Annotated in this window: 16 protein-coding genes and 5 pseudogenes; 6 read left to right on the top strand and 15 right to left on the bottom strand. The window is 60.1% G+C overall.

Annotated features, from left to right (window positions below; translation table 11 throughout):
- The first annotated feature begins 2 nt into the window (after positions 1-2).
- From BF95_RS15750 to hcaB, 5 genes are read left to right on the top strand one after another with little or no spacing between them, the layout of a single operon-like run.
- Positions 3-773, top strand: coding sequence for a 2-keto-4-pentenoate hydratase (locus tag BF95_RS15750; protein ID WP_043152431.1), 771 nt, complete (start codon positions 3-5; stop codon positions 771-773).
- A complete protein-coding gene (locus BF95_RS15755; RefSeq protein ID WP_043152433.1) occupies positions 774-986 on the top strand; it encodes a 2-hydroxymuconate tautomerase in 213 nt (70 codons plus the stop codon). It abuts the gene before it with no gap.
- 1 nt (position 987) lies between these two features.
- Positions 988-1,269 carry a 2Fe-2S iron-sulfur cluster-binding protein gene (locus BF95_RS15760; RefSeq protein ID WP_043152434.1) on the top strand — a complete coding sequence of 94 codons (282 nt, stop codon included), beginning with the start codon at positions 988-990 and terminating at the stop codon, positions 1,267-1,269.
- 18 nt (positions 1,270-1,287) lie between these two features.
- Positions 1,288-2,787: an aldehyde dehydrogenase family protein gene (locus BF95_RS15765; protein WP_043152435.1), complete on the top strand. Its 1,500-nt coding sequence runs from the start codon at positions 1,288-1,290 to the stop codon at positions 2,785-2,787.
- 39 nt (positions 2,788-2,826) lie between these two features.
- Positions 2,827-3,627, top strand: a complete 801-nt coding sequence (gene hcaB / locus BF95_RS15770) for a 3-(cis-5,6-dihydroxycyclohexa-1,3-dien-1-yl)propanoate dehydrogenase (RefSeq protein ID WP_043152437.1) — start codon at positions 2,827-2,829, stop codon at positions 3,625-3,627.
- A 428-nt stretch (positions 3,628-4,055) separates the two neighbouring features.
- Here the strand turns inward: hcaB and BF95_RS15775 are convergent.
- From BF95_RS15775 to BF95_RS15815, 10 genes and pseudogenes are all read right to left on the bottom strand, one after another.
- Positions 4,056-4,292, bottom strand: a pseudogene (locus tag BF95_RS15775) (transposase); the annotation flags it as partial.
- A gap of 58 nt (positions 4,293-4,350) precedes the next feature.
- Entirely contained in the window at positions 4,351-4,746 is a 396-nt protein-coding gene (locus tag BF95_RS31125; RefSeq protein WP_043152440.1) for an ISL3 family transposase, read from the bottom strand.
- A 332-nt stretch (positions 4,747-5,078) separates the two neighbouring features.
- Positions 5,079-6,122 (bottom strand): annotated as a pseudogene (locus BF95_RS15785) (IS110 family transposase).
- 78 nt (positions 6,123-6,200) lie between these two features.
- Positions 6,201-7,237 (bottom strand): annotated as a pseudogene (locus tag BF95_RS26515) (IS630 family transposase); the annotation flags it as partial.
- A gap of 546 nt (positions 7,238-7,783) precedes the next feature.
- Positions 7,784-9,562, bottom strand: a complete 1,779-nt coding sequence (locus tag BF95_RS15795) for an ATP-dependent helicase (RefSeq protein ID WP_037476304.1) — start codon at positions 9,560-9,562, stop codon at positions 7,784-7,786.
- Positions 9,555-11,111, bottom strand: coding sequence for an ATP-dependent nuclease (locus BF95_RS15800; RefSeq protein WP_235209797.1), 1,557 nt, complete (start codon positions 11,109-11,111; stop codon positions 9,555-9,557). Before BF95_RS15800 ends, BF95_RS15795 begins: the two co-directional genes overlap by 8 nt.
- 217 nt (positions 11,112-11,328) lie before the next feature.
- Positions 11,329-11,790 carry a hypothetical protein gene (locus tag BF95_RS25680; protein ID WP_152542758.1) on the bottom strand — a complete coding sequence of 154 codons (462 nt, stop codon included), beginning with the start codon at positions 11,788-11,790 and terminating at the stop codon, positions 11,329-11,331.
- Positions 11,772-13,415: an N-6 DNA methylase gene (locus BF95_RS15805; protein WP_051520066.1), complete on the bottom strand. Its 1,644-nt coding sequence runs from the start codon at positions 13,413-13,415 to the stop codon at positions 11,772-11,774. Before BF95_RS15805 ends, BF95_RS25680 begins: the two co-directional genes overlap by 19 nt.
- Before the next feature lie 159 nt (positions 13,416-13,574).
- Complete coding sequence (gene istB / locus BF95_RS15810; RefSeq protein WP_043152446.1) at positions 13,575-14,420, bottom strand: IS21-like element helper ATPase IstB; 846 nt, start codon at positions 14,418-14,420, stop codon at positions 13,575-13,577.
- Positions 14,417-15,280: pseudogene (locus BF95_RS15815) on the bottom strand (Mu transposase domain-containing protein); the annotation flags it as partial. The gene istB and the pseudogene BF95_RS15815, both read right to left, overlap by 4 nt.
- Positions 15,281-15,361: 81 nt before the next feature.
- On the opposite strand from BF95_RS15815, the pseudogene BF95_RS15820 reads away from it, so the two are divergent.
- A pseudogene (locus BF95_RS15820) lies at positions 15,362-16,899 on the top strand (integrase catalytic domain-containing protein).
- Positions 16,900-16,990: 91 nt separating this feature from the next.
- On the opposite strand, the gene BF95_RS15825 reads toward BF95_RS15820, so the two are convergent.
- The 5 genes from BF95_RS15825 to BF95_RS15845 form a co-directional block, all read right to left on the bottom strand.
- Entirely contained in the window at positions 16,991-17,962 is a 972-nt protein-coding gene (locus tag BF95_RS15825) for a hypothetical protein (protein ID WP_043152448.1), read from the bottom strand.
- Positions 17,963-18,059: 97 nt separating this feature from the next.
- A complete protein-coding gene (locus tag BF95_RS15830) occupies positions 18,060-18,596 on the bottom strand; it encodes a hypothetical protein (RefSeq protein WP_141249556.1) in 537 nt (178 codons plus the stop codon).
- 393 nt (positions 18,597-18,989) lie between these two features.
- Positions 18,990-20,006 carry an IS110 family transposase gene (locus tag BF95_RS15835; protein WP_037475392.1) on the bottom strand — a complete coding sequence of 339 codons (1,017 nt, stop codon included), beginning with the start codon at positions 20,004-20,006 and terminating at the stop codon, positions 18,990-18,992.
- Positions 20,007-20,138: 132 nt separating this feature from the next.
- Positions 20,139-21,047 carry a nucleotidyltransferase and HEPN domain-containing protein gene (locus BF95_RS15840; protein ID WP_327195473.1) on the bottom strand — a complete coding sequence of 303 codons (909 nt, stop codon included), beginning with the start codon at positions 21,045-21,047 and terminating at the stop codon, positions 20,139-20,141.
- 82 nt (positions 21,048-21,129) lie between these two features.
- Positions 21,130-21,498, bottom strand: coding sequence for a hypothetical protein (locus tag BF95_RS15845; RefSeq protein WP_200866985.1), 369 nt, complete (start codon positions 21,496-21,498; stop codon positions 21,130-21,132).
- Positions 21,499-21,673 lie beyond the last annotated feature (175 nt).

The raw sequence follows: 21,673 nt of genomic DNA on the forward strand, positions 1-21,673 counted from the left end.
CAATGAACAAGATTGAACGTTACGCGGAAATTCTGGACAGCGCGGCGCTTCATGCGCGCGCAACGCCCCAACTCACGGATACCGAACCCGATCTGAGTGTGGCAGATGCCTATCTGGTGCAGAAGCTGTCGGTCGATCGTCGCCTCAGCCGCGGTGAACGCCGAATCGGAGTCAAGATGGGTCTGACGAGCCGGGCCAAGATGCTGCAGGTCGGGGTCGACGAGGTGGCATGGGGCCGCCTGACCGACGCGATGCTGATCGAGGAAGGCGCGTCGATGTCTCGCGCACGTTTCGTTCACCCACGGGTTGAACCGGAAGTGGCCTTCCTTATGAAGGCACCGCTTTCCGGAAAGGTCACAGCGATGGAGGCGCTGGCGGCGGTCGAAGCGATTGCTCCGGCAATGGAAATCATTGATAGCCGGTACGAGAACTTCAAGTTCGCTTTGTCCGATGTTATTGCCGACAACACCTCGTCCTCTGGCCTTGTGATCGGACAATGGAACGATCCGGCCAAGGATTTCTCGAACCTCGGGGTTATTCTCGAAATCGACGGCCATGTGATCGAGGTCGGTTCGACTGCAGCTATTCTCGGCCACCCCTTGCGGTCGTTGGTCGCCGCAGCGCGACTTGTCGCTGAAGGCGGAGAAGAAATCTCAGCAGGCGACATCGTGATGGCAGGTGGCATCACCGCCGCTCCCAATCTCGCGCCCGGTCAAACCGTCCGCACGAGTATCCAGGGGCTTGGTGCCGTAATGTTTCAGGTGGAGGCGTGAATGCCAATCATCGAGGTCAACATGCTCGAGGGTAGATCGACGGACGACAAAGAACGGCTGATCCAAGCCCTGACCGATGCTGCCATCACTTCGATTGGGGCGCCGCGTGAATCAGTTCGCATTATCTTGCGCGAGATGCCGAGCGGCCACTTCGCGGTCGGCGGACAGTCCTTTGCGGCGAAAGCGGCTGCAAAGGCAGCTGAGAAGGTATAGCGTGACAACCGGGCTGCACCGGATCCGGATCGTCGGCGGCGGAGAGTTCAGCTGCGGTGAGGACGAGCGGATCTTGCTTGCCATGGAGCGATGCGGATCGAGCGATATCGGCGTTGGTTGCCGTGGCGGCGGGTGCGGAATTTGCAGGGTCAGGGTGGTCGGCGGAGATTACACGACCGGTAAGATGAGCGTGGCGAAGATTTCGGAGACCGAGCGTGCGGCGGGCTTTGCCCTTGCCTGCAGAGTGTTTCCGGTGAGCGACCTTTTGATCGAAGTTGTATGAATTCTAAGGAGAGATGCAATGGCTACACAGTTGAAAAGTGGTACTAACGAGTACGGAATTAAGAGTGAATACGGTCACTTTATCGGCGGCGAGTGGATTTCCAGTGATAGCGGAAAGACGATCGACCTGATTAACCCTGCCACCGGGGCGGTGCTGACCAAAATCCAGGCTGGCAATGCCAAGGATATCCAGCGCGCAGTGGCCGCCGCGAAGGCTGCTTTCCCGAAGTGGGCGGATAGTTCGGCCGCCGAACGCCAGGAAATTTTGATCGAGGTCGCGCGCCGACTCAAGGCACGGCATCAGCATTACGCGACGCTCGAAACGTTGAACAACGGCAAACCGATCCGCGAATCGATGCATTTCGACATGCCCCAGGCAATCGGCCAGTTCGAATTGTTCGCGGGCGCTGCGTACGGCCTCCATGGCCAGACCATGGATTATCCCGATGCCGTCGGCATCGTTCATCGCGAGCCGTTGGGGGTCTGCGCGCAGATTATCCCGTGGAACGTTCCGATGCTGATGATGGCCTGCAAGATCGCGCCCGCGCTCGCTTCGGGTAACACGGTTGTGCTTAAACCCGCCGAGACGGTCTGCCTTTCGGTGATCGAATTCTTCGTGGAAATGGCCGATCTTCTGCCCCCCGGCGTGATCAACGTGGTCACCGGCTATGGTGCCGACGTCGGAGAGGCGCTTGTGACTCATGAGGACGTCCGCAAGGTCGCCTTCACCGGTTCGGTGGGGACAGCCCGTCGGATCATGCAGTATGCATCCACCAATATCATCCCGCAGACGCTGGAACTGGGCGGCAAGTCCGCGCACATCGTCTGCGCCGATGCCGATATCGATGCCGCGGTCGAAAGCGCCACGATGTCGACCGTGCTCAACAAGGGCGAGGTTTGCCTGGCCGGATCGCGACTGTTCCTGCACGAGTCGATCCAGGATGAATTCCTCGCCAAGTTCAAGGTCGCACTCGAAGGTATTCGCCAGGGCGACCCGCTCGACTTCGCCACACAGCTCGGCGCGCAGGCGTCCCAGATGCAGATGGACAAGGTCGTAAGCTACCTCGAACTGGCGACGGAAGAAGGCGCCAACGTTCTGACCGGCGGCAGCCGCAACGACAAGCTTGCCGATGGGAACTTCATCAGGCCGACGGTCTTTACCAACGTCAACAACTCGATGCGTATTGCGCGTGAAGAGATCTTCGGCCCCGTTACCAGCGTGATTAGCTGGAAGGACGAAGACGACATGATGAAGGTGGCGAACGATACCAATTACGGCCTAGCCGGTGGTATCTGGACCCGCGACATTGCGCGCGCGCACCGCATGGCACGCAAGCTCGAAACCGGCACGGTGTGGATCAACCGCTACTACAATCTGAAGGCCAACATGCCACTCGGCGGCTACAAGCAGAGCGGGTTCGGTCGTGAGTTCAGCCATGAAGTGCTCAACCACTACACCCAGACCAAGTCGGTCGTGGTGAACTTGCAAGAAGGTCGCACCGGGATGTTCGATCATTAATCCCATACTGATCGATAACCGGAGGCGGAGGAGAGAAAATTGTCTAACAGGCTTGATGGACAGGTGGCGCTACTTACCGGTGGCGCCACCGGGATCGGGGCGGCGGTGGTCGCGCGTTATATTGAGGAGGGCGCCAAGGTTGGCGTCCTGGTCAAGGACGATGAGCAGGTAGAACTCGTACGTTCGCGGCATGGGGACAGCGTGGTGGCCGTGGCGGGAGACGTGCGTTCCTATGCAGACAATGCCCGCGCCGTGGCGGAAACCGTGGCGGCTTTCGGCAAGCTCGATGTATTTGTCGGGAACGTTGGGATCTGGGATTTTATGGTCCCGCTCGAACAGCAGGATCCCGAGCAACTCGGCAAGGTCTTCGACGAAATCTTCGACGTCAACCTGAAGGGTTATTTTCTTGGTGCCCGCGCCGCCATCCCCGAACTCAGGAAGGTTAAGGGAAGCATCATTTTCACGGCCTCGACCTCGAGTTATTATACCGGAGGCGGCGGCACGCTATACGTCGCCTCTAAGCACGCAGTACTCGGGCTGATCAAGCAACTGGCCTGGGAACTGGCACCCGAAATCCGGGTTAACGGCGTTGCACCGGGAGGGACCCGGACCCCACTCAGCGGTACTCAGACGGGTGGCTTTGCAGAAATGAAGATGGAACAGATGCCCGGGCTTGACGAAATGATTTCCAGCATGACCCCGCTCGGGCGGATAGCCGAACCAGCCGACCATGCTGGTCTTTACGCGCTTTTGGCTTCGCGCCGGGACTCTTCGTACATGACTGGCACTGTGCTGCTCAGTGATGGCGGTAGCGGAATCGGCAATCGTCCTGATGGTTGAGTACTCTGCACTCAGCCAGGGTCATTAAAAGGCCCATTGACGTCATAGGTTGAAAAGCGGCAAACTCGTAGAACGGATCCGGAACGGACTGCGCGATTGACTGTTGCTTTCCGCTGTTCGAATGATGTGAGCAGGCGGGCCGGAAACGACAATGTCGGTGTTAATATCTGGGGCGACGAGGATCTCGCCGGACGTCAAGGAGACCAGTGAGCAGTAAGATCGCGCCAATGAGCATCGCCAGGCGAACGCGTGGCGATTTAACCCCTCGCATTCATGACGGTGCCGTATTTGGTCGCGTTTGGCACCCGACGGCACTGTCGGCTTGATCAAGGCGAGCGTGTCCGCTGCGCCTGTTGCATCGCTGGTGGTCGAGAGGCTTGCAAGGTTGATGGACGGGGTTGAGGCTTTCGGCGGCGCGGCCGCGTCGGCTATGCCGGAGTGGGCCTGAGCGCGAGGGCGATAGACCGGAAGAGGGCGGCGTCGGGGCAGGCGGATGCGAACGCAACCCGGATGCGTGAGGCATTCTTGATGACGCGGGCGGCGACCTTGAGCAGCCGCACGCGCAGCGTCGTGAACTCGGCGGTGGCCAGAGTGGTGGTATTGGGCGCGGTGGCCTTGGGGATTTCCTGCGGGATGCGCCACATCAGCCAGAACGCGGCGGTGTTGTCAACGGCACTGTAATTTTCCCCGGAACGGGGCTCTCCCGCAATTTTGGTGCAGGTGTCATGCCATGATACGCGCCCGGAGTAGGTCGAGGCCAGCCCGGCCGTACATGGAACGCTTGATCAGCTTGAGCTTGTTGATCTTGCCTTCGACCGGTCCAGTGCTCCACGGTAAAATCAATGCGGCGCGCACCGCATCGATATCGCGCCGGAGGCCGCGCGCGAACGAAGCGATGGCGCTTCCAAGTGCCTGGGCGAGCCATGGCTCGAACTCTACGGCTTCGCGTCCGATCAGTATGGCGTAGAAACGCCGCGCGAGGTCGGCAGATTCCGCGATTATGGGCGAGGCGGCGCGGACGGCATCGACGAACCGCGCATCGTCCCGGCAGAGTGTATCGCTGAACGGGGTGAGGAGCCTGTCGCAGCTTGCTGCGCCATGTGTAATACCAACCTGCATTGATCACGACCCACGTGCCCATTTGCGGCGTCCAATTGTCATGATGCGCCATATGTGGACGGCCCCCTCCCTGCAAGATTTGGCAGATAATATTGATCGGATCGCTTGCGTTCATATGTCCGGCCTGTGGGTGCGTTCGCACATGAACGCTGGCCAAGATGGTTTCCGCGACACGAGTTCCAAACAAGGCTGCGACCTGCAACGGCCACTGGCGCATACGGGCTATCACGCGTCTCGGATCGATCGATCCACCATCTGCTGTTTCTTGCAAGTTCACGCATCAGTTCAGGATGGTAGCTCTGAYTGTCCGCTCACCATCGCTGCCTGATCTCTTATGCCGTGCATTTCAACTCTGATAGCACGACGCTTTTTCGATAAGTTTCGCCGGTGGCCATCATTTTCCAAGCGATCCGCGCAATTTTTGTTCGCCAATGCCACGGCCACCAGCTTGGGCGGTTTGCGTTTGAGCATGGAGAGCAGCCAGGGCGTGGCATTTTTTCCGCTTCCATCCCTGACACGTCGAAGCAATGATGTGGCCCCGACCACCAGTATACTTCGCAATGCTTCGTCGCCAGCGCGCGTGATAACGCCCTGCCTTGCTTTGCCGGCGGTTGAGTGATCCTTCGGGGTCAGGCCTAGCCAAGCTGCAAATTGACGCCCCGACGCGAAGAGTTCCGGGGCGGGCGTTTTCATCATGAGAAGCGATGCGCCAATCGGCCCGACGCCTGGAATTTGGGCCAGGCGTCGGCTGCACTCATTTTGCGGTGCCATGCTAGTAGCTTTGCCTCGACGTCTTCAAGCTGCCGTTCCAACTGTTGGTATTCGCTGGCGTGCAACGCGAAGAGTTCGCGTGCCAATGTCGGAACGGTCTCATCGGTTGCAGTGCGTTCGAGCAGCGGCTCGATCTTGTATATGCCCTTGGCTGTGGTTAGTCCGAACTCGGCAGCGTAGCCGCGGATCGCATTGGYGAGTTGGGTTCTGCTTCTCACCAGCCTGTCGCGCATTCCGACCAGCATTAGCGCTGCCTGCTGTTCTGCGGTCTTTACCGGCACGAAGCGCATTGTCGGGCGGCTCATGGCCTCGCACAGCGCCTCGGCATCGGCGGCATCATTCTTGCCGCGCTTCACGTACGGCTTTGCCAATTGTGGTGCGATCAGCTTCACCTCATGACCGAACGAGCCCAGCAGGCGGGCCCAATGATGTGAGGCGCCGCACGCCTCGATGGCGACCACCGTTGACGGCAGCTTCTGGAAGAAGTCGATCATTTCCTTGCGTCGCAGCTTCTTGCGCAAAATCGGCTGTTCCGCTGCATTCACACCGTGCAGCTGAAAGAGATGTTTTGACGTATCCATGCCAATGCGGATAATCTGTTCCATGGGCGGTCTCCTTCGATCGAAATCTAACGACTCACTCTGGCACATTCTGATGCCATACGGAGGCCGTCCACCCCAGCAGGGCTGATCGATCAGCCTGTTCCAGGCTTCGCAGCAAAGGTCGACGATGTTGTCGTGGGACGTGAAGATGCGGTTGGATAGCCAGTTATCGCGCATGAATTGCCAGATATTTTCGACCGGGTTGAGTTCAGGACATTTTGGCGGCACCGGAACGATGCTGATATTATCGGGTACTTCCAGCTTCCCGGTCATGTGCCATCCGGCCTGATCCATCAGCAGCACGCCGTGGGCACCTGGTTCGATAGCGAGCGATATCTCCGCCAGGTGCAGCGACATGGTCTGGGTATTACAGAAGGGCAGGACCAAGCCAGCGCCCTTGCCAAGCTCAGGGCAGATAACGCCGGGCCGAAGGCGGGCGTAGCCCAACATGTAGGCTGATTTGGTCCTCTGATCCTTGGGCGCTGAAGGCCGGGTGCCGCGCCTGGCCCAGCGGCGGGTGATCTTGTTTTTCTGGCCGATACGGGCCTCGTCCTGGAACCATACCTCTATGGGCGTGTCGCGCGAGAGGGCGGCTTTRATCTTTGCCAGCTCGGCTGCAAAGCCCCCTTTTTGAAGTCCTCCATCGCATATTCGTTCTGGGCATGGTGACGTGGGCGTGCCGTCAATTTGACATAGCCCAGCTTTTTCAAYTCTCGCCCTACGGTCGTTTCCGTCAGAGACACCCCAAATTCGTCATGAAGCCACCGCGCCAGGTCGATCAGCCGCCAACGCACAACTCCATGGATCGCTGGTATCGGTCCACTTTCAACGACCTCCGCGAGCGCTTGGCGCTGGRTATCATTCAGCAAGGGCGGCTTGCCTGGGGCCTTGCCGTCAAGGAGGCCGGCTGGACCTCGGGCGTTGAACCGCATCACCCAATCCCGCACGATCTGCAGGGTCACTCCGCCGATGCGCGCGGCATCGCTGCGGTTCGCGCCATCATAGATTTCAGCCAAAGCTAGCAGTCGGCGTCCCTGGTTCGCACTCTTCGTCGTCCGCGCCAGTCGCCTCAAGCCCGCTGCATCAAAGTCGTCTCGCAATCCAATCGCTGCACCCATGACAATGCCCTCCAACCCGAAGACATAGATTCATAGTTTCGCCGCTTTGGGAATCCCCCACGTGAGTCAGCATCACGGACGATGGTATGAGCCGGAAACCTCTTGCCCCAGACCCCCATCCGCCCCATCTCACGCTAGCTAAGGCGGGTTGCGGCGAAGCCTGCCGTTTGAGCGTCGCACGTCGAACGGCAGCATTGTCTCACGACCCGGCGTTCGCCCCCCGGCAAAACCGACCCATTCCGGCCTTTCAGCAGGAGAATTTCGCCTCCTAGGTGCAGACCGTCCACTATTTTGGCGGCTGACCGCTTTGGAGCGACCCGACCAACTGAAATAGCCGACTCTCGTTCGCACTACTGCCTTCCTAAGCTCGAAAAGATGCTTGTTCTTCATCGCACGCGCATATCGCCGCTCAGGACATTAAACGAAGAGGCCATCAAACAATACTCGTGCGTCGCCTGGGCTTTTTATGTCTGGCCGGAGAATCCGCTCGATCCGACTCCGGAATGGCCGCACGGCTCGAACTGCCCTGGACCCATCGCGTTGCGGTTAACCCTGCTGGCTCCGCTTGTAGAGTTCAACGACCCAGGGCGAAGGATTTCCGTCCTGATAGACGATCGCGAGCTCCTTTCGCGGCCGCGTCACGCCAACATAGAAGAGCCGCCGGGCCTCGCGCAGCGCCGTTGGCGTTTTTCGGTCGCGTTGACTTGGGAGCGCCCCGGCGTTCATGCCAAAGAGAATGACCGCATCGAACTCACGGCCTTTTGCGCTGTGCAGCGTACTGAGACTGACGCGGCCCGTTCCCTCAATCCGGCCAGCGAAAATGTTGAGGGCAATGTCCCCGCCGCGCGCAGGATCCGTTCGCGTGGCTATCTCGGAGCAAACGTCCCATTCTCCCTGTGGATTGCGCGCGATCGCGCGCCATGGCGTGACCAATTCGCGCCAGAATCTTTGCAACCAGAAATGGGTGGTCTCGCCGCTGTCAATCCCGCTGCGCAAAAATGCAATCAGCTGGCTTGATAGCATCTGCTCTTCCGCGTCGCTGCTGCGTCCGCCGAACACCAAGGCCTTGGCCTGCGAGAGCAAGCGCGCAAAAGGCGGGTTGGCCTCGCGCCAGCCGCCGGTGGTCCAGCGGGCACACCCCTCAATGAACCGCGCGAGCCGCGAGCTGCGTTTGATCAGCGCGTTGCCGTCGGTGCGGACATAGGGGATATCCTTAGCATCAAGCGCGGCGGCGATCTTGTCGCCCAGCCAGGCCGCGCGATAGAGAATGGCGACTTCCTCGGCGGGATGGCGCTCAAGAAGCACGGGTAAGATCTTGTTGCCGATAGTGCGCGCTTGCGTATCGATGTCGCCTATCACCTTCCAGAAGAACAAGTCGCCGTCGGGCGCACCGTCGCGCCCACGATAATCGCGCTCCTCGCCGAGCGCGCCCATCGAGGCGCGAATGATCTTGGCGCCGGACCGGTAGTTAAAACGCAGGCGAAGGACGCGGACATCAGCACGCGCGACCAGGCTTTGCAGCAGTTCGGGATCAGCGCCGGTAAAGCCGTAAATCGATTGGTCCGCGTCCCCTACCGCGAACAGGCGCATTCCGCCGGCGAAGCAGAGGAGGAGCACCAGTTCGTGCAGCGCATAGCCAAGGTCCTGATATTCGTCGACGAATAGGACCGGAAATCGTGCTCGCAGTGCGGCACGAATCCAGCCATGCTGCTGGATCATGCGAAAGGCGATCAGCGGCATGTCGTCGAAGTCGATCAGACTGCGGCGGCGCAGTTCGGCCTCATAGGCTTCGATAAAATCGGCAAGCTCAGGATTGCAACCGCGCCAATCAGGGCGCGATCGGTCGACATCGCGTCGGCGCTTCTCTTCGGCAAAGCCCCAGCGATCATGGGGATCGAACTGGTCGTCAAAGACCTGCGAATAAGCAATTTCGACCGCAGCACGGCATTCCGCCCGGCTCGCGACGCGGAATTCATCCGGCAGCAGTCCGGGGAGACAGCGCGCATAAGGCACGATCACCTGCGTGAGCGCGAAGCTGTGGACCGTGCCGATGAAGGCGCGATCGTTGCTGGCAATGCCGAGCGCGGCGAGGCGTGTCTCGAGCTCGATCGCGCACTCGTTATTGTAGGTGATACATGCGACCCCGCGCGGGTCGACGACATCTTCCACGAGGCAGCGTGCCATCGCCGTGGTCAGGGTCTTGGTCTTGCCGCTGCCAGGGCCGGCCAGGACAACGCAATGGCCGCGCTCCTGAACCGCCGCGGCCTGTTCGGCGTTGGCAGCAAGATCGACCAGTGCCCGCGCCAGCGCGAGATGGTTAGACACGGTCGGCCACGAACCTGATGGCGGCAGCGATATAGCCGGGTGGATGCTGGCCGAAGGGCAGCTTGCGGGCGATCTTGGCGCTCAGCCGTCCCTTCCCGATATCCGCGACCATCGCGAGCAGCTGCGCAGGATCGACTTTCATGTCGGCACGCCAAGCTGCGATGCGCTTGGTGCGGACGGAGCCGAACCCCTGTTCAGATAGGATATCGAGGAGCGTGCCGAGCAAGGCGGGGGTATTCGCGACGGAGACTTCGAAGGTCTGGTCGTTCAGGAAAACGCCGGACTGCTCCCACGCTTTGCTGAACGCGGCAAAGTCTGACGCATCCCACCTGGCGCGCTGCGCAGCCGAAAGCACTTCTCTCCCTGATACAGACGCATAGGCGTCCCAGATGTCGAGGGTGCGGGCTATGCCGAGCGGCGGCTTGGTGCCGTCGAGGGGATCCCAGTCGGTGACGACCGAAAACGGGAAGCCCAGGCTGGCGGCGAGTTTGACATAGGGTGTGAAATTGACACCGGCGACGTTGCACACCGAGATACCGAGCCGATCAAGATTGTACCCAAGCGCATCGGCAAACGCCGGCATCAGCGTTTCCTCGGCGTCGCCCTCGACGAAGATGACGCCGCGAGAGAACAGCAGCTCGGAGCGCGTGGCGGTCAGGTAGCGCTCGATGTCATCAAGGTCTTCGGGCGTAACGGGGAGGTTCGCGAGCGAGTAAGCGTTCGTCCTTCCACCTTGCGCCTTAAGGTGCACAATCGCGCGAAGCGGCGCGACAGCGGCGAGAGTCGGCGAGTGGCTTGTGACGATCAGCGCCTGGTTAGGATCGCCGGCGTTGAACAGCTTATCGAACACACCGCGCTGCAGCTGGGGGTGGAGGTGTGCTTCGGGCTCCTCGATGCACAGCAGCGAGTAGTTGCGCTCATTCTTCGCCCGGCGCCACGCGAACTCGGCGAGTTTGAGTGCGATCAGCGCGACATTGGCAGAGCCGAGGCTCGCTTCCGCGATGCCGCGTTTTCCGTTGTCGATGAACATGGAAATCGAGCGGAAAAGGCGCAGCGGGTCAGCTGGCGCAAAACGCAGACGGGCATCGATGTCGTGGGTCTTACCGGCGAGATCTAGGATACCTGAGCGCAGTCCATCCTCGAGCGCCTTCACCGTAGGAAAGGCCTCTAGCGCCTTGGTGGCGCGATCGAGGTCGGCGGCGACGGCTTCGAGCGATGCGTGATCTACACCGGCGATCGCGTCTTCGAGCAGGGGCCGGAGCGGCGAGTTGCGCCACGAGCCGAGCTGGCCTTCGGCGTCGCGCAAGGCGTCGAGCATGTCGAGCGCGATACGACGCCGCAGCCGGCTGGGAATCGGGCGCGATTCATCTCCACCACCGTAGACGATGAACTCGCAATCCGCGCTGGACTGTGGCGGCCCGCCAACCTCCGGCTTCTTGCGAAAAACATAGCTGAGCCTGGCGATCGTAGGATCACCGGCGATGCGAAAATCGGTGAGCAGGGCCGCCTGCGCCTCGTCGGTATCGAACCCGGCAAAGTCGAGATGCACTTCGATCCGCGGCCCCTTGGCAAGTTCGCAGCCGTCCCAGAAGTCGGAAAGCTTAAGCTGACGCGCCGCGTCAGCAAGCGTCGGGTCGAGAACGAGGCGAATGGCGAAAAGGAGATTGCTCTTGCCGAATGTTCCTCATGCAACGCCGTCAACGGTAGCTCGATCCCGCGGGTGAGCTCATCGATCTGCTCGGGGCGAGGTAGGGAAGAGCCAGCCGTCACGCGCTTGCACGCCCCTTCAGCAGGTCCATATGCTCCCAAGCGACACGCTGCGCGACGGCTCTGGCCTGACTTTCCGACCAGTAGCGTGCTTGGTCGAGCCGCCCCAACCAAAGGCAATCATTCGCTTCTTCGAATATGAACTCGGTCGCTGCGAAATGGTCTGCGAGCGGCAGAAATTTGCCCCAGTCGATATGCGGGACTGCCTGTCCATTCGGCTTCGCAACGCTGGAGGTAAGGCGAATGCCCCGCCACGGTGAGGCATCCAGCTTGGCGGCCGGCCGCGCTTCTATGCATCGGCCCAACCTTTTGCCCCATAGCGACAATTCTGCTTCCAAGACCGCGCAAAACTCGTTCACGGCCTCATCTTCGGCCGGAGCTTGGGCGAGACGGCGGTTCCCGGCGAAAGGCAGCCCAAACTTCAATGTGTCCGCTACGACCCCTAGGTCGCGCTCACGCAAATGATAGATACCGGCGCACCAGCGATCGACCTCGTCCCACGCGTCAGGGGTGCGTCCTGAACCCGTTGGAAGAGCCGAAGCACCTCGGTCCGGTCATGGTGGGACAGAGATTCAACCGCGGGGATGAACAGTCGGTCGATCGTCGCTTTCTCAATCGTATCGCGCTCGAAGGCGAATTCACCACTAGTGATCAGAACCTGCCACAACGCGATCTTGCTGCCAATGACGAGGCTGAGGTAACGGACGAGCAATCCATCGTCGTGCGCTCGCGAGCTATAGCCGTACAGGCTAGTGTTGAAGACGGCACCGCCCTGCACGACTGCTGTCCTGATCCGCCCTAGGGAGGCAGGCGGCGCTTTCTGGACGACGACGAGAGCGCCGTCGAATAATGTCTCGGCCCGGCGATCATGAATGCGGGGCTCGGTGAAAAAAGGAAGTGTCCTCTCATCAACCAATATGTTGGTCATCGACGCGAGAGTGACTTCTCGGCGGCCGTGCAGGTAGTCAGCTGCGACGCCTGGCAGGCCATCTCCATGTTTTCTTATGCGACTGCTGTTCCTCAGCTTTTGGTACCCGTTTCCGGTGAAGCGGGCCCGCCCAGCCTCTACTCCGAAAAGGCGGCCCCAGTACTGACCGAGGCGCTCCGGCACATGAGCTCGCAGGCGCTCATAGACGTGGGCGTCGGCCCGCGTTCCTTTGAAGAGAAGCTTGAAGATTTCCGGCGTCTCGATGATTTCCTGCGTCGTGATTAATTCGGCGTTGCTCGCATCGATGCGCATGCCGCCGGCATGGTTAAGTGCCAATTCCAACCTCGGGCTGACCAAGCGACATCCCGCGCCCTGTGGAGGCACCTGGTTCCGAGCATAAAGAATGCAAAAGGGTGCCGCGATTTCCGGCCACACCCGCGTCTGGCGTAGCTCGACTCCATTGACCACGCCCGTAACGTCAAGCGCTGCAAACAACGCCCGTCGCGCCAACTGCATGCCATCGCCCTGCTGAAACAGTAGCCGGGCATGGAGCGCGAAAGCGATCTGGCCGAGCGGCTTGGCCCATTCCATTGCGCGCCACAAAAAAGGTAGGTCGAGCACCTCGTTCGGGATCGGCGGAGGTGGATATCCCTGCGGCAATCGCTCAGCCGCGACACGATGGATGACCGCCTGTACACTATGCCATTCCGGCAGGCGGGTGCTGGTTGCCCAAGGCGGATTTCCCACGACCAGATCATATCGACCGACATGCTCGTCGCCGACGGCAGGCCCCAAGCTACCTAGCGGCCTGTCCTGTCCGTCGTCGCACATCTTTAGGAGAACCCGGCCGCGAAGATTCTCGAACTTGAGTTTCCTCACCGGCTCAGGATTCGCGTCGAGTTCGATCGACATCAGATAGAGACCGAGCGCTGCAAAGCGGAGGGCCGCCTCGTTGATGTCGAACCCAGTGATCTGTTCGTAGAGGATGCGGCGCAACTCATGCGTATCAGGGCGTCGACCGGACTCTCGCCAATTCTCTGCCACCAGTTGACGAAAGGCGGTAATCAAGAAGACGCCAGCCCCCGCAGCTGGGTCAAGGATGCGGGCTGTATGGACCGGCGTCGAACGAGCGACCGCGTTTAACCCTCCGCGCACCATCAGGTCCGCGATCGGGCGAGGCGTATAGAAGCCACCTTCGCGCCGCTGCCGATCTGGTGTATGGCGCGGCGATCTGGATGAGAAGTTTCCGTCAATCAGGATGAGAACTGATCGTCGCGGTTTTCAAGTGGTGCCTGCTTTGATTGACGCTGGCAAGCGCTACTCGCAGGTTTGATTGTCGCTGCGCGACATTTCCTCGTTGGACTTGATTGTCGCGAAGGTCGGTGGCCGACCAGCGCGTGATTGTCGCTGGATCGCCGAGCGGCGGCGGTAGCTCTCGACATTCATCTCGAAGATTGTCGCGTGGTGAACGAGGCGATCTACGGCGGCGAGCGTCATGGCGGGATCGGGGAAGACCCGGTTCCATTCACCAAAAGGCTGGTTGGCGGTGATGAGCGTGGAACGCCGTTCGTACCGTGCGCTGATCAACTCGAACAGGACGGACGTTTCAGCCTGATCCTTGGTCACATATGCGAGGTCATCGAGGATCAGCAGATGATATTTGTCGAGTTTGGCTATCGCGGCTTCGAGCGCCAGTTCACGGCGGGCAACCTGAAGTTTCTGGACCAGGTCGGAAGTGCGGGTAAACAGGACGCGCCAGCCATTTTCGATCAACGCAAGGCCGATTGCGGCTGCCAGATGGGTTTTACCCCCACCCGGTGGACCAAAGAAGATGAGGTTGGCGCCTTTTTCGAGCCAGCCATCACCAGAACACAGCGCCGTCACCCGGGCGCGGGAGATCATTGGCACTGCATCGAAGGCGAAGCTGTCGAGAGTCTTGCCAGGTGGCAGGCGGGCTTCGCCCAGATGCCTTTCGATCCGGCGTCGGTCCCGTTCTGCGATCTCATGCTCAGCGAGCGCCGCAAGCAGGCGGGCCCCAGGCCAGCCTTCCTTGTCTGCCCGCGTGGTAAAGTCGGGCCAGATCTGTTTGATTGCTGGCAGGCGCAGGTCGTTGAGGATGAGGCTCAGACGCTGGGCGTCGATAGCGGGTGCGTTCCGGCTCATGCGGCTTCTCCCGCCAGGAGAACATCATAGGTGACAAGGGGGACTAGTTCCACCACCACGTCGGGAAGCGCCGCCGGATCGGGAGCGAAGCGTATTCGCAAGGCATCCATGTCGGGGAGACGGTTAGCAGCCACGTCGGCTGCCAGCAGTTCCGCGAGTTCGGCTTCGCAGGCCCTTTCGTGCGCCATTGCCAACAGTTCTACCATCTGCCGACAAGCGATCCGTTCGGGCAACGCGGCGATGAGCCGGTCGAAGGTCTGACGATAAGGCTCCCTTGGGAAGAGCTGGTCACGATAGACCAACTTCAGGAGCGCCATGGGTTTGCGCCGCAGGCTATGGATGACGTGCCGATAATCGACCACATGGCCGTGGGAGCCGTTATTGAACGACCGCCCCCGCGGCAATGTCATGAGGTGAGTGCCGCCGATGAACAGATCGAGGCGATCATCGTAAAGCCGAACGCGCAGCCGATGCCCGATCAGCCGTGAGGGCACGGTATAGAACACCTTACGAAGCGTGAAGCTGCTGGTCGAGGTGACCGTGACGATCGTCTCCTCATAATCGCTGGTGCGCGCGCCAGGCAGGGGCTGCAATATCGCACGCTCGGCGTCTATGCGTGGGCCGTTGCGCCGGTTCTTGCGGCTGACGACTTCGTCGATGAAGTGCCGGTAACTCGCCAGATCATCGAAGTCTCGCGAACCACGCATCAGCAGCGCGTCCTTTATTGCTGCCTTCAAATGCCCGTGCGGGCTCTCGATCCCGCCATTCTCATGGGCAACGCCGCGGTTGTTGCGCGTCGGCGTCATGCCATAATGTTCGCACAGCGCGTCATATCGCAACGTCAGATCTTGCCGGGCATCGCATTGCCTCGCCTGAATTGCTCCTGAGTGTTGTCCAGTTGCCTCATCTAAAATGCTCCCGGCGGAGGCAGGGAGGAAACGATGAGGAAGGTGAGCATGGCGACGCGGAGAGAATTGGTTGAAGCGGTTGGCGAGCGGTATCGCGCGGCTGACCGAACGAGCAAGGGCAAGGTTCTCGACGAGTTCGTCGCAGTCACGGGATTGCACCGCAAGCATGCGATGCGGATTTTGCGAGAAAAGGTGCCGTCGCGGCAGACGGCGCGTCCCGAGCGCAGGATTTATACCGAGGCGGTGCGAACCGCGCTGATCCTATTGTGGGAGGCGAGCGACCGCCTCTGCGGTAAGCGGTTGCGGCCACTCATACCGATCCTGATCGAGGCCATGGAAGGCCATGGCCATCTTGACCTGGAACCTACGATCAAGGCGAAGTTGTTGCAGATGAGCGCAGCGACTATCGACCGGGCGTTGAAAACCGTGAGGGAAAGCAGTCCGAGGCTGCGGCGGCGGGGTGTGGCAGGATCCGAACTGAGGCGCAGCGTTCCGATCCGAACCTTCAGCGACTGGGGGGACCCGGCTCCGGGGCATATGGAAGCAGACCTTGTGTCACACAGCGGGCCGATGGCGAAGGGTAGCTGGGCCTGGACGCTTACGCTAACCGATATCGCGACAGGTTGGACCGAGTGCGCCCCGCTGCTGGTTCGCGAACAAACGCTGTTGGTTGCCGTACTTTCCGAACTGCGGAAGCTGATGCCGTTCCCATTGCTGGGGTTCGATTCTGACAATGACAGTGTGTTCATCAATGAGACCGTACGCGACTACTGTGCCGCGACTGGGGTCACCTTTACCCGTTGCCGGCCCTATCGGAAGAACGATCAGGCCTGGGTTGAGCAAAAAAATGGCTCCGTTGTGCGTCGCCTGGTGGGATATCGTCGGTTCGAGGGACTGGAAGCGGCCGGGTCGCTGGCGGAGTTGTACGCCGCATCCCGTCTTTTTGTGAACTTCTTCCAACCTTCGTTCAAACTGGCCGGGAAGCAGCGGGACGGAGCCAGAGTGTATAAACGCTATCATGCACCGGCGACGCCGTTCCAGCGCCTGATGGATGAGCCCCGGACCAGCGAGCAGACACGTCAGCAGCTTCGCCACATCGCTGCCGGGCTGGATCCGGTTCGGCTGCTGCGCGACATCCGCGCGGCGCAGCAAAAACTGGTGGTACTCGCTGATGCCGTGGCCTCGGCGACACCGGCGGAGACAGCGTCGCCCCCGCCGCTGGACGCGTTTCTGTTGAGCCTGAGAACGTTATGGAAAAACGGCGAGGCGCGGCCTACGGCGACAGCGAAACCACCGCAGAAACGGGGGCGTCGCCGACCAGATCCGCTGGTCCACGTTGTCGACCAATTAGAAACCTGGTTCGAGGAAGAACCTGGCGCACCGGACGGGAGTTGTTGGAAAGGCTCCAAGCAGAGCAACCGGGAAATTACCCCAATGGTCTCCTTCGGACGGTCCAACGTCGGCTGAAAGGCTGGCGCACTGAAAAAGCACGTGCCCTCGTGTTCAGTCATATGCCTGCGGTAACCAGCGAAGGCACAGCAGGCACTATGGCCATGATCAGCGCTGCGTGACGGGTGGCCGCTCCGCCTCGCCTACGGCTCGGCTGCACAGCCACCCGTCACGCAAATATCGCCATGACTGGCTATGTCCTGTAGGGAGCATTTACGTGAGGCAACGATCACTCCATTCGGGAGCATTCCTCCGTGAGGCAACACGCTCTCTCATCCTGATTGTCGCGCGGCACTGGTGCATGTCTGTGGAGATAGTGCTCATAGGCCTGGCTGAGCACGCGACGGGGATATGCGCGAAGTCGAGATTATCCCAACGCTCTTCCCATCCGAGGCGGAGCTGGCCACCGGGCGCACGCCGCAGGATGTCGCCCAGTACCTTGAACGCGTCCAGCGGTAAACGCTCCCAGATCCCCGAAGAGGTAGGAAGAAAGTCGCCGTTGAAGGTTACATCGAGCCATTGAGACGTTTTCGCGGCGCTGGCCGCATCATCGAACAAGCAGGCCGTCGCAAGTATATCGACACCAAGCGAGCCCAGCAAATGACGGTCGCCTAGGAAGCGTGTAAAAAGGGCACGTCCTACCAAGGATATAGCATCGTCATCATCGACTCCGCATGTCGTCTTGAGCGTGTCGATTGAATCTCCGAGGAGCTTAAGGACGACCTGCGAGATCCATTGCCGGTGGCCTGTCGGCAGACCCGGCCGCGCATTGGCGAGGTGAGCCAGCGTCGCGACCTCTTGGCCGGCCGCTACCCCGACATCAACACGCGCCTCAACCGTCCGGCGATCATCCAAGCTGATATGATAGATATCGAGACGTCCGGGACCGACGACGCCGAGATAGGGGGCGTCGCCGCGCATAGCGAGAACGCGACGAATTCGCTGCAGCTTCGCCTCATCCTCGCCCAGCCTGTCGGCCGCCACGAGAAAGACGAGCGGAGTGCCCTGCCACTCGTAGATACCGCCAAGCGCCTGGAGATCCTCGTCACCACTATCGCGGGCAGTCAGCAAAGTTGCATAAGGAAGCAGCCCAGGCTCGTCGACGTCCAGCAGGCGCAATGCCGCCTCGTCCGCCCCGAACTGGCGTAGCGCTGCGACAAGATCGATCGTTACTGATCCGGTCACTGGCCGATCTCCGTGGCAGTCGATGACAAACGGCCATCAAACCGCTGCGAAACGATAGGCGTACCGGCGGAAACCTGAAATTCGAGATGCATGCCGCTCATCGTGCGGCCTTGAGTATCTGTGGCGGGAAAGGAAGCGCGCTCTGCGTGGCAACGGGCGTAGAGGGCATCATGCGAGCACTAATCTGGCTGACGATGGGATCGCAGGGCACGATCAGAGTAGGTTCGTCGATCTGCCGCGCCGAAAAATCGCCGACCGTCAGGAGACGAGCGGATGCCGAACCGATCAATGCAACAAGTCCTTCAAGATGGGTGGGTCGCGCGTTGGCGAGTTCATGAAACAGCTTATCCACGCTAGCACCGATGTCACTGATCCGCGCTCCGAACCGGTTCGTCAGTTCACTGGTGATCGCGAGGCCAATCAAGTCCGCAAAAGTGAACCGCGCGGCTTTGCCAGGTTTGGCGGCCAGATACGGAACGGCTTTGCGCCAAGCGCGCACGTCGCCCGGGGATACCTTAGCGATGTCTCGTGCCTGCTCCTGGGTAAACTGAATTGTCGCTAACGCCATTTTTTCCTGTCGCTGACGACAAGAAAAAATGCAAGCAGGAACGACTTGATCCGATTTATTTCCCATCCTGCTTTTTCTTCCTCTCGGTCGAGGACGCTCACATGATGAAACAGCAGCTCCCAAAACCGGCCCAACCAACCCATCAACGTCTGCCCTGTCCGCAGCAAATGACATCGAAATCCTGAGCCGGGAGTGGCCGTTTTCCCATTTCTGTCGCTCCAAAGCGGACCGAGCACAAAGTTGTCTAATTGATTTTCGCATCACCATTCTTTTTCCCTGAGCCCGATTGCCAATGGTTGTCTTCGGGGTCATCGGACAGCTGGGAGAGCCTTTTGTCCGTGCCTCATGATCGCGGCCGAGCGGTGGTGGGTGGACGTCTCCGGGTCCCAAACGAGGTTTAACCCTCCACTTTTGTGACGAGATCGTCCGGGCATGGCTGATCGGGAGCGGGGCGCCGGGTCAGACCCAGCGGAACTCGGTCTCGTTCAACCAAAGGGAATGGAGTAATATGGCCAGCTTCCGGGCGACTGCGACCCTGGCACGCTTAGGACCTTTGACTTCGGCCAATTTCCTACCCCAGCGTTGCAGTGCGAATGGCTGCCTTACCCGCGACAATATGATGTTGGCCGCCTCGTACAGCGACCGTCGCAGCATCGGATCGCCGGCCTTTGAGATATGACCTTGCGTATCACGTTCGCCAGACTGGCTTCGTCGAGGGACAAGCCCAGCATACGCCCCAACGTCCTCACCTCTGGCAAAGCGACGAGGATCTTCTATGCTCATGGTGTAGGTGAGGGCGGTGATCGGCCCAACGCCAGGGACCGTCATCAGACGCGCGCAAACGGGATCCGAGGCAGCCCTCTTCTCCAATATTCGGTTCGAGGCGCGCAGTTGCGCTTCGATCACCTCGATGGATGCCATAAGCGGCGCGAACAATGCCTCCAGATCGGGGCGTTGGGCATAAAGCACTATCAGGCGGTCGGTTCGTTTGCCGGGAGCTCGGGCTGAACCTAAGCGAAGGCCGAACAGCTTCAACAAGCCGCGCAACTGGTTGATCATGGCAGTCCGCGCCGTGATAAGCTGTGCACGAATTCGTATCGCGGCACGATCAAAATGCGTGGCGGAAGCTTTCATATGGATGCGCTTGAACCAGCCCGTTCGGGCCATCTGCGCAATCCCCTCAGCATCATGAACATCGCTCTTGTTGACCCGCGCCGACAGCACGCCCTTGGCATGGCGAGCACAGATACACTCTACCGGCACATCGCGGGCTACCATGCCATGATAGAGAAACGCCGACAGCGGCCCCGTCTCAAGCACCACGCGCACCAGATCCGGGCAATAGCGGCCAAGCCATTTAGCGATGACGTCGGGATCGCTCGCCAGAACCTCGCGCCGCAACACAGCGCCTTCGCCATCAACCACGCACACATGCGTGGACTTGTCACTCACATCCAGTCCTGCGTAGATCGACATGGTCACCCTCCTGCATTGAAGCGTTCATGCGACTTCGTACCATACAGAAGGGTGGCTACATCAATTACGCGGTGTCCCAAACTCGGTCATTCCGGCGTCGGATATTTTACGCAGCAAATCCGTGCGACAACGTCAATGGCGCGCTTTTTCCTTTAGCTTGGTTATGTGAGAAACGCATATCGAATGGGTCGTCTGGCCGAGATTTTCGATGCGTTCAGCTAGCCAACGCAGCTCTTCTAAATCGATCTGATAATGCTTGGAATATCTCGCCTTCACATAGGCGTCCTTGAGCTTTTGGAACATCGCCCGCTCCTTTCGGGAGTTCCGTGGCCATATGTCAAACAGCGCAGGGTGCCTGCTCTCAGCTTGTGCGCGGAGAAATGCGATGTTGTGGTCATATGGCGTGTAGAAGGTGAGAGTTAGCAAAATGGCTTGATAGAGACGCTCAGTAGTCTGGTGGAGATCAAATGCCGCCTTCCTGACGAATGACTTTTCAATGCCAAACTTTGCGACTTCGAACACTTGCATGGCTTCAGAAAAATAATCGTCGAAATAGTCCTGCGCCGCATTCGCTGCTTCCGACGGCGTCTTGGGCTTGGGTTTGGCCAGTTCGCGATCATCGGCTTCGTAGAGGGCGATGCCCTGTTCGGCTATTTCCATGAAGAAGACCCGGCCATGGCTGAGGCCCTGGTTCACCTGCTGAAGCGAGTGAACGATGAAATGCACCGGCGTATGGATGCGCTTCTCGATCAGATAGGCGTCGATGAGGCGCTGCTCTGCGACCGACCAATAGGCAGCGACGTCGGCCAGTTCCTTCTGGTTGACGATGACCAGGATATCCATGTCGGATTTATACTGATTGGCATCGAAGGGCGCATCGACCCAATCGCCCCGCGCATAGGAGCCGAAAAGGATGATCTTGAGGATGCGGGCCGACTTCTTGCGGCCAGTCGCATTCTCGGTTGCCTCCCGAAACTCGGCGAAACAAGATGCGCACGACCTCTTCGAGCTCTCGCTGCTTGGCTGCTGGGAGGTGGTCAAGGTCGGTACGCATCACTGATGTCCAATGAGGTGGATCGCGTCCTTGCCCCCCGGCCCACCCCCCTTGGGCGTCAGGCGGCGATCAAAGTCGCGAGCTTGCCCCATTTGCGACCGCAAGGGCAAGGAGATAGGTGTCGGTCACCTGCGCTGACGTCAGGATCTGGCTTGCATCGACATGGTCTGCGGTCAGCAGGCTGATATCGTCCGGCCAAAAACTGTGACCGGGAAGTCTGCACATCTGGGCCATGATCGTCGCGACCTCGGCCGGAGAACCGGCGTKSCGGGATAGCGGACGTTGCCGACGATCCGGATCACGCCGTTTTCGGTCATAGGGCAAGTCGCCCAGGCCTTGCTGCCTTCCGCCTCGAACCAGCGGTGCGCTGCCTCGTGACCGACATGATTGGGGGTCGATCAGTGCGACAAGAATGTTGACGTCCAGAAGGTAGGTCATGGCGCCTCATCACGAAGGGCGTTGACGATATCCTGCGTCACCACGACCCCCAGGCTTGGCTGGCAAGAGACTGATCCCCGTTGCGCGTGCGCGTTTGCTTCGGGGCGCACGGAGCGCCCTTTACGGGGCGAGATCCCGACAGGACGCGCCCCGATCGAACTATGCTGATGATCGG

The organism is Sphingobium sp. Ant17 (assembly GCF_000588875.1).
GTDB lineage: Bacteria > Pseudomonadota > Alphaproteobacteria > Sphingomonadales > Sphingomonadaceae > Sphingobium.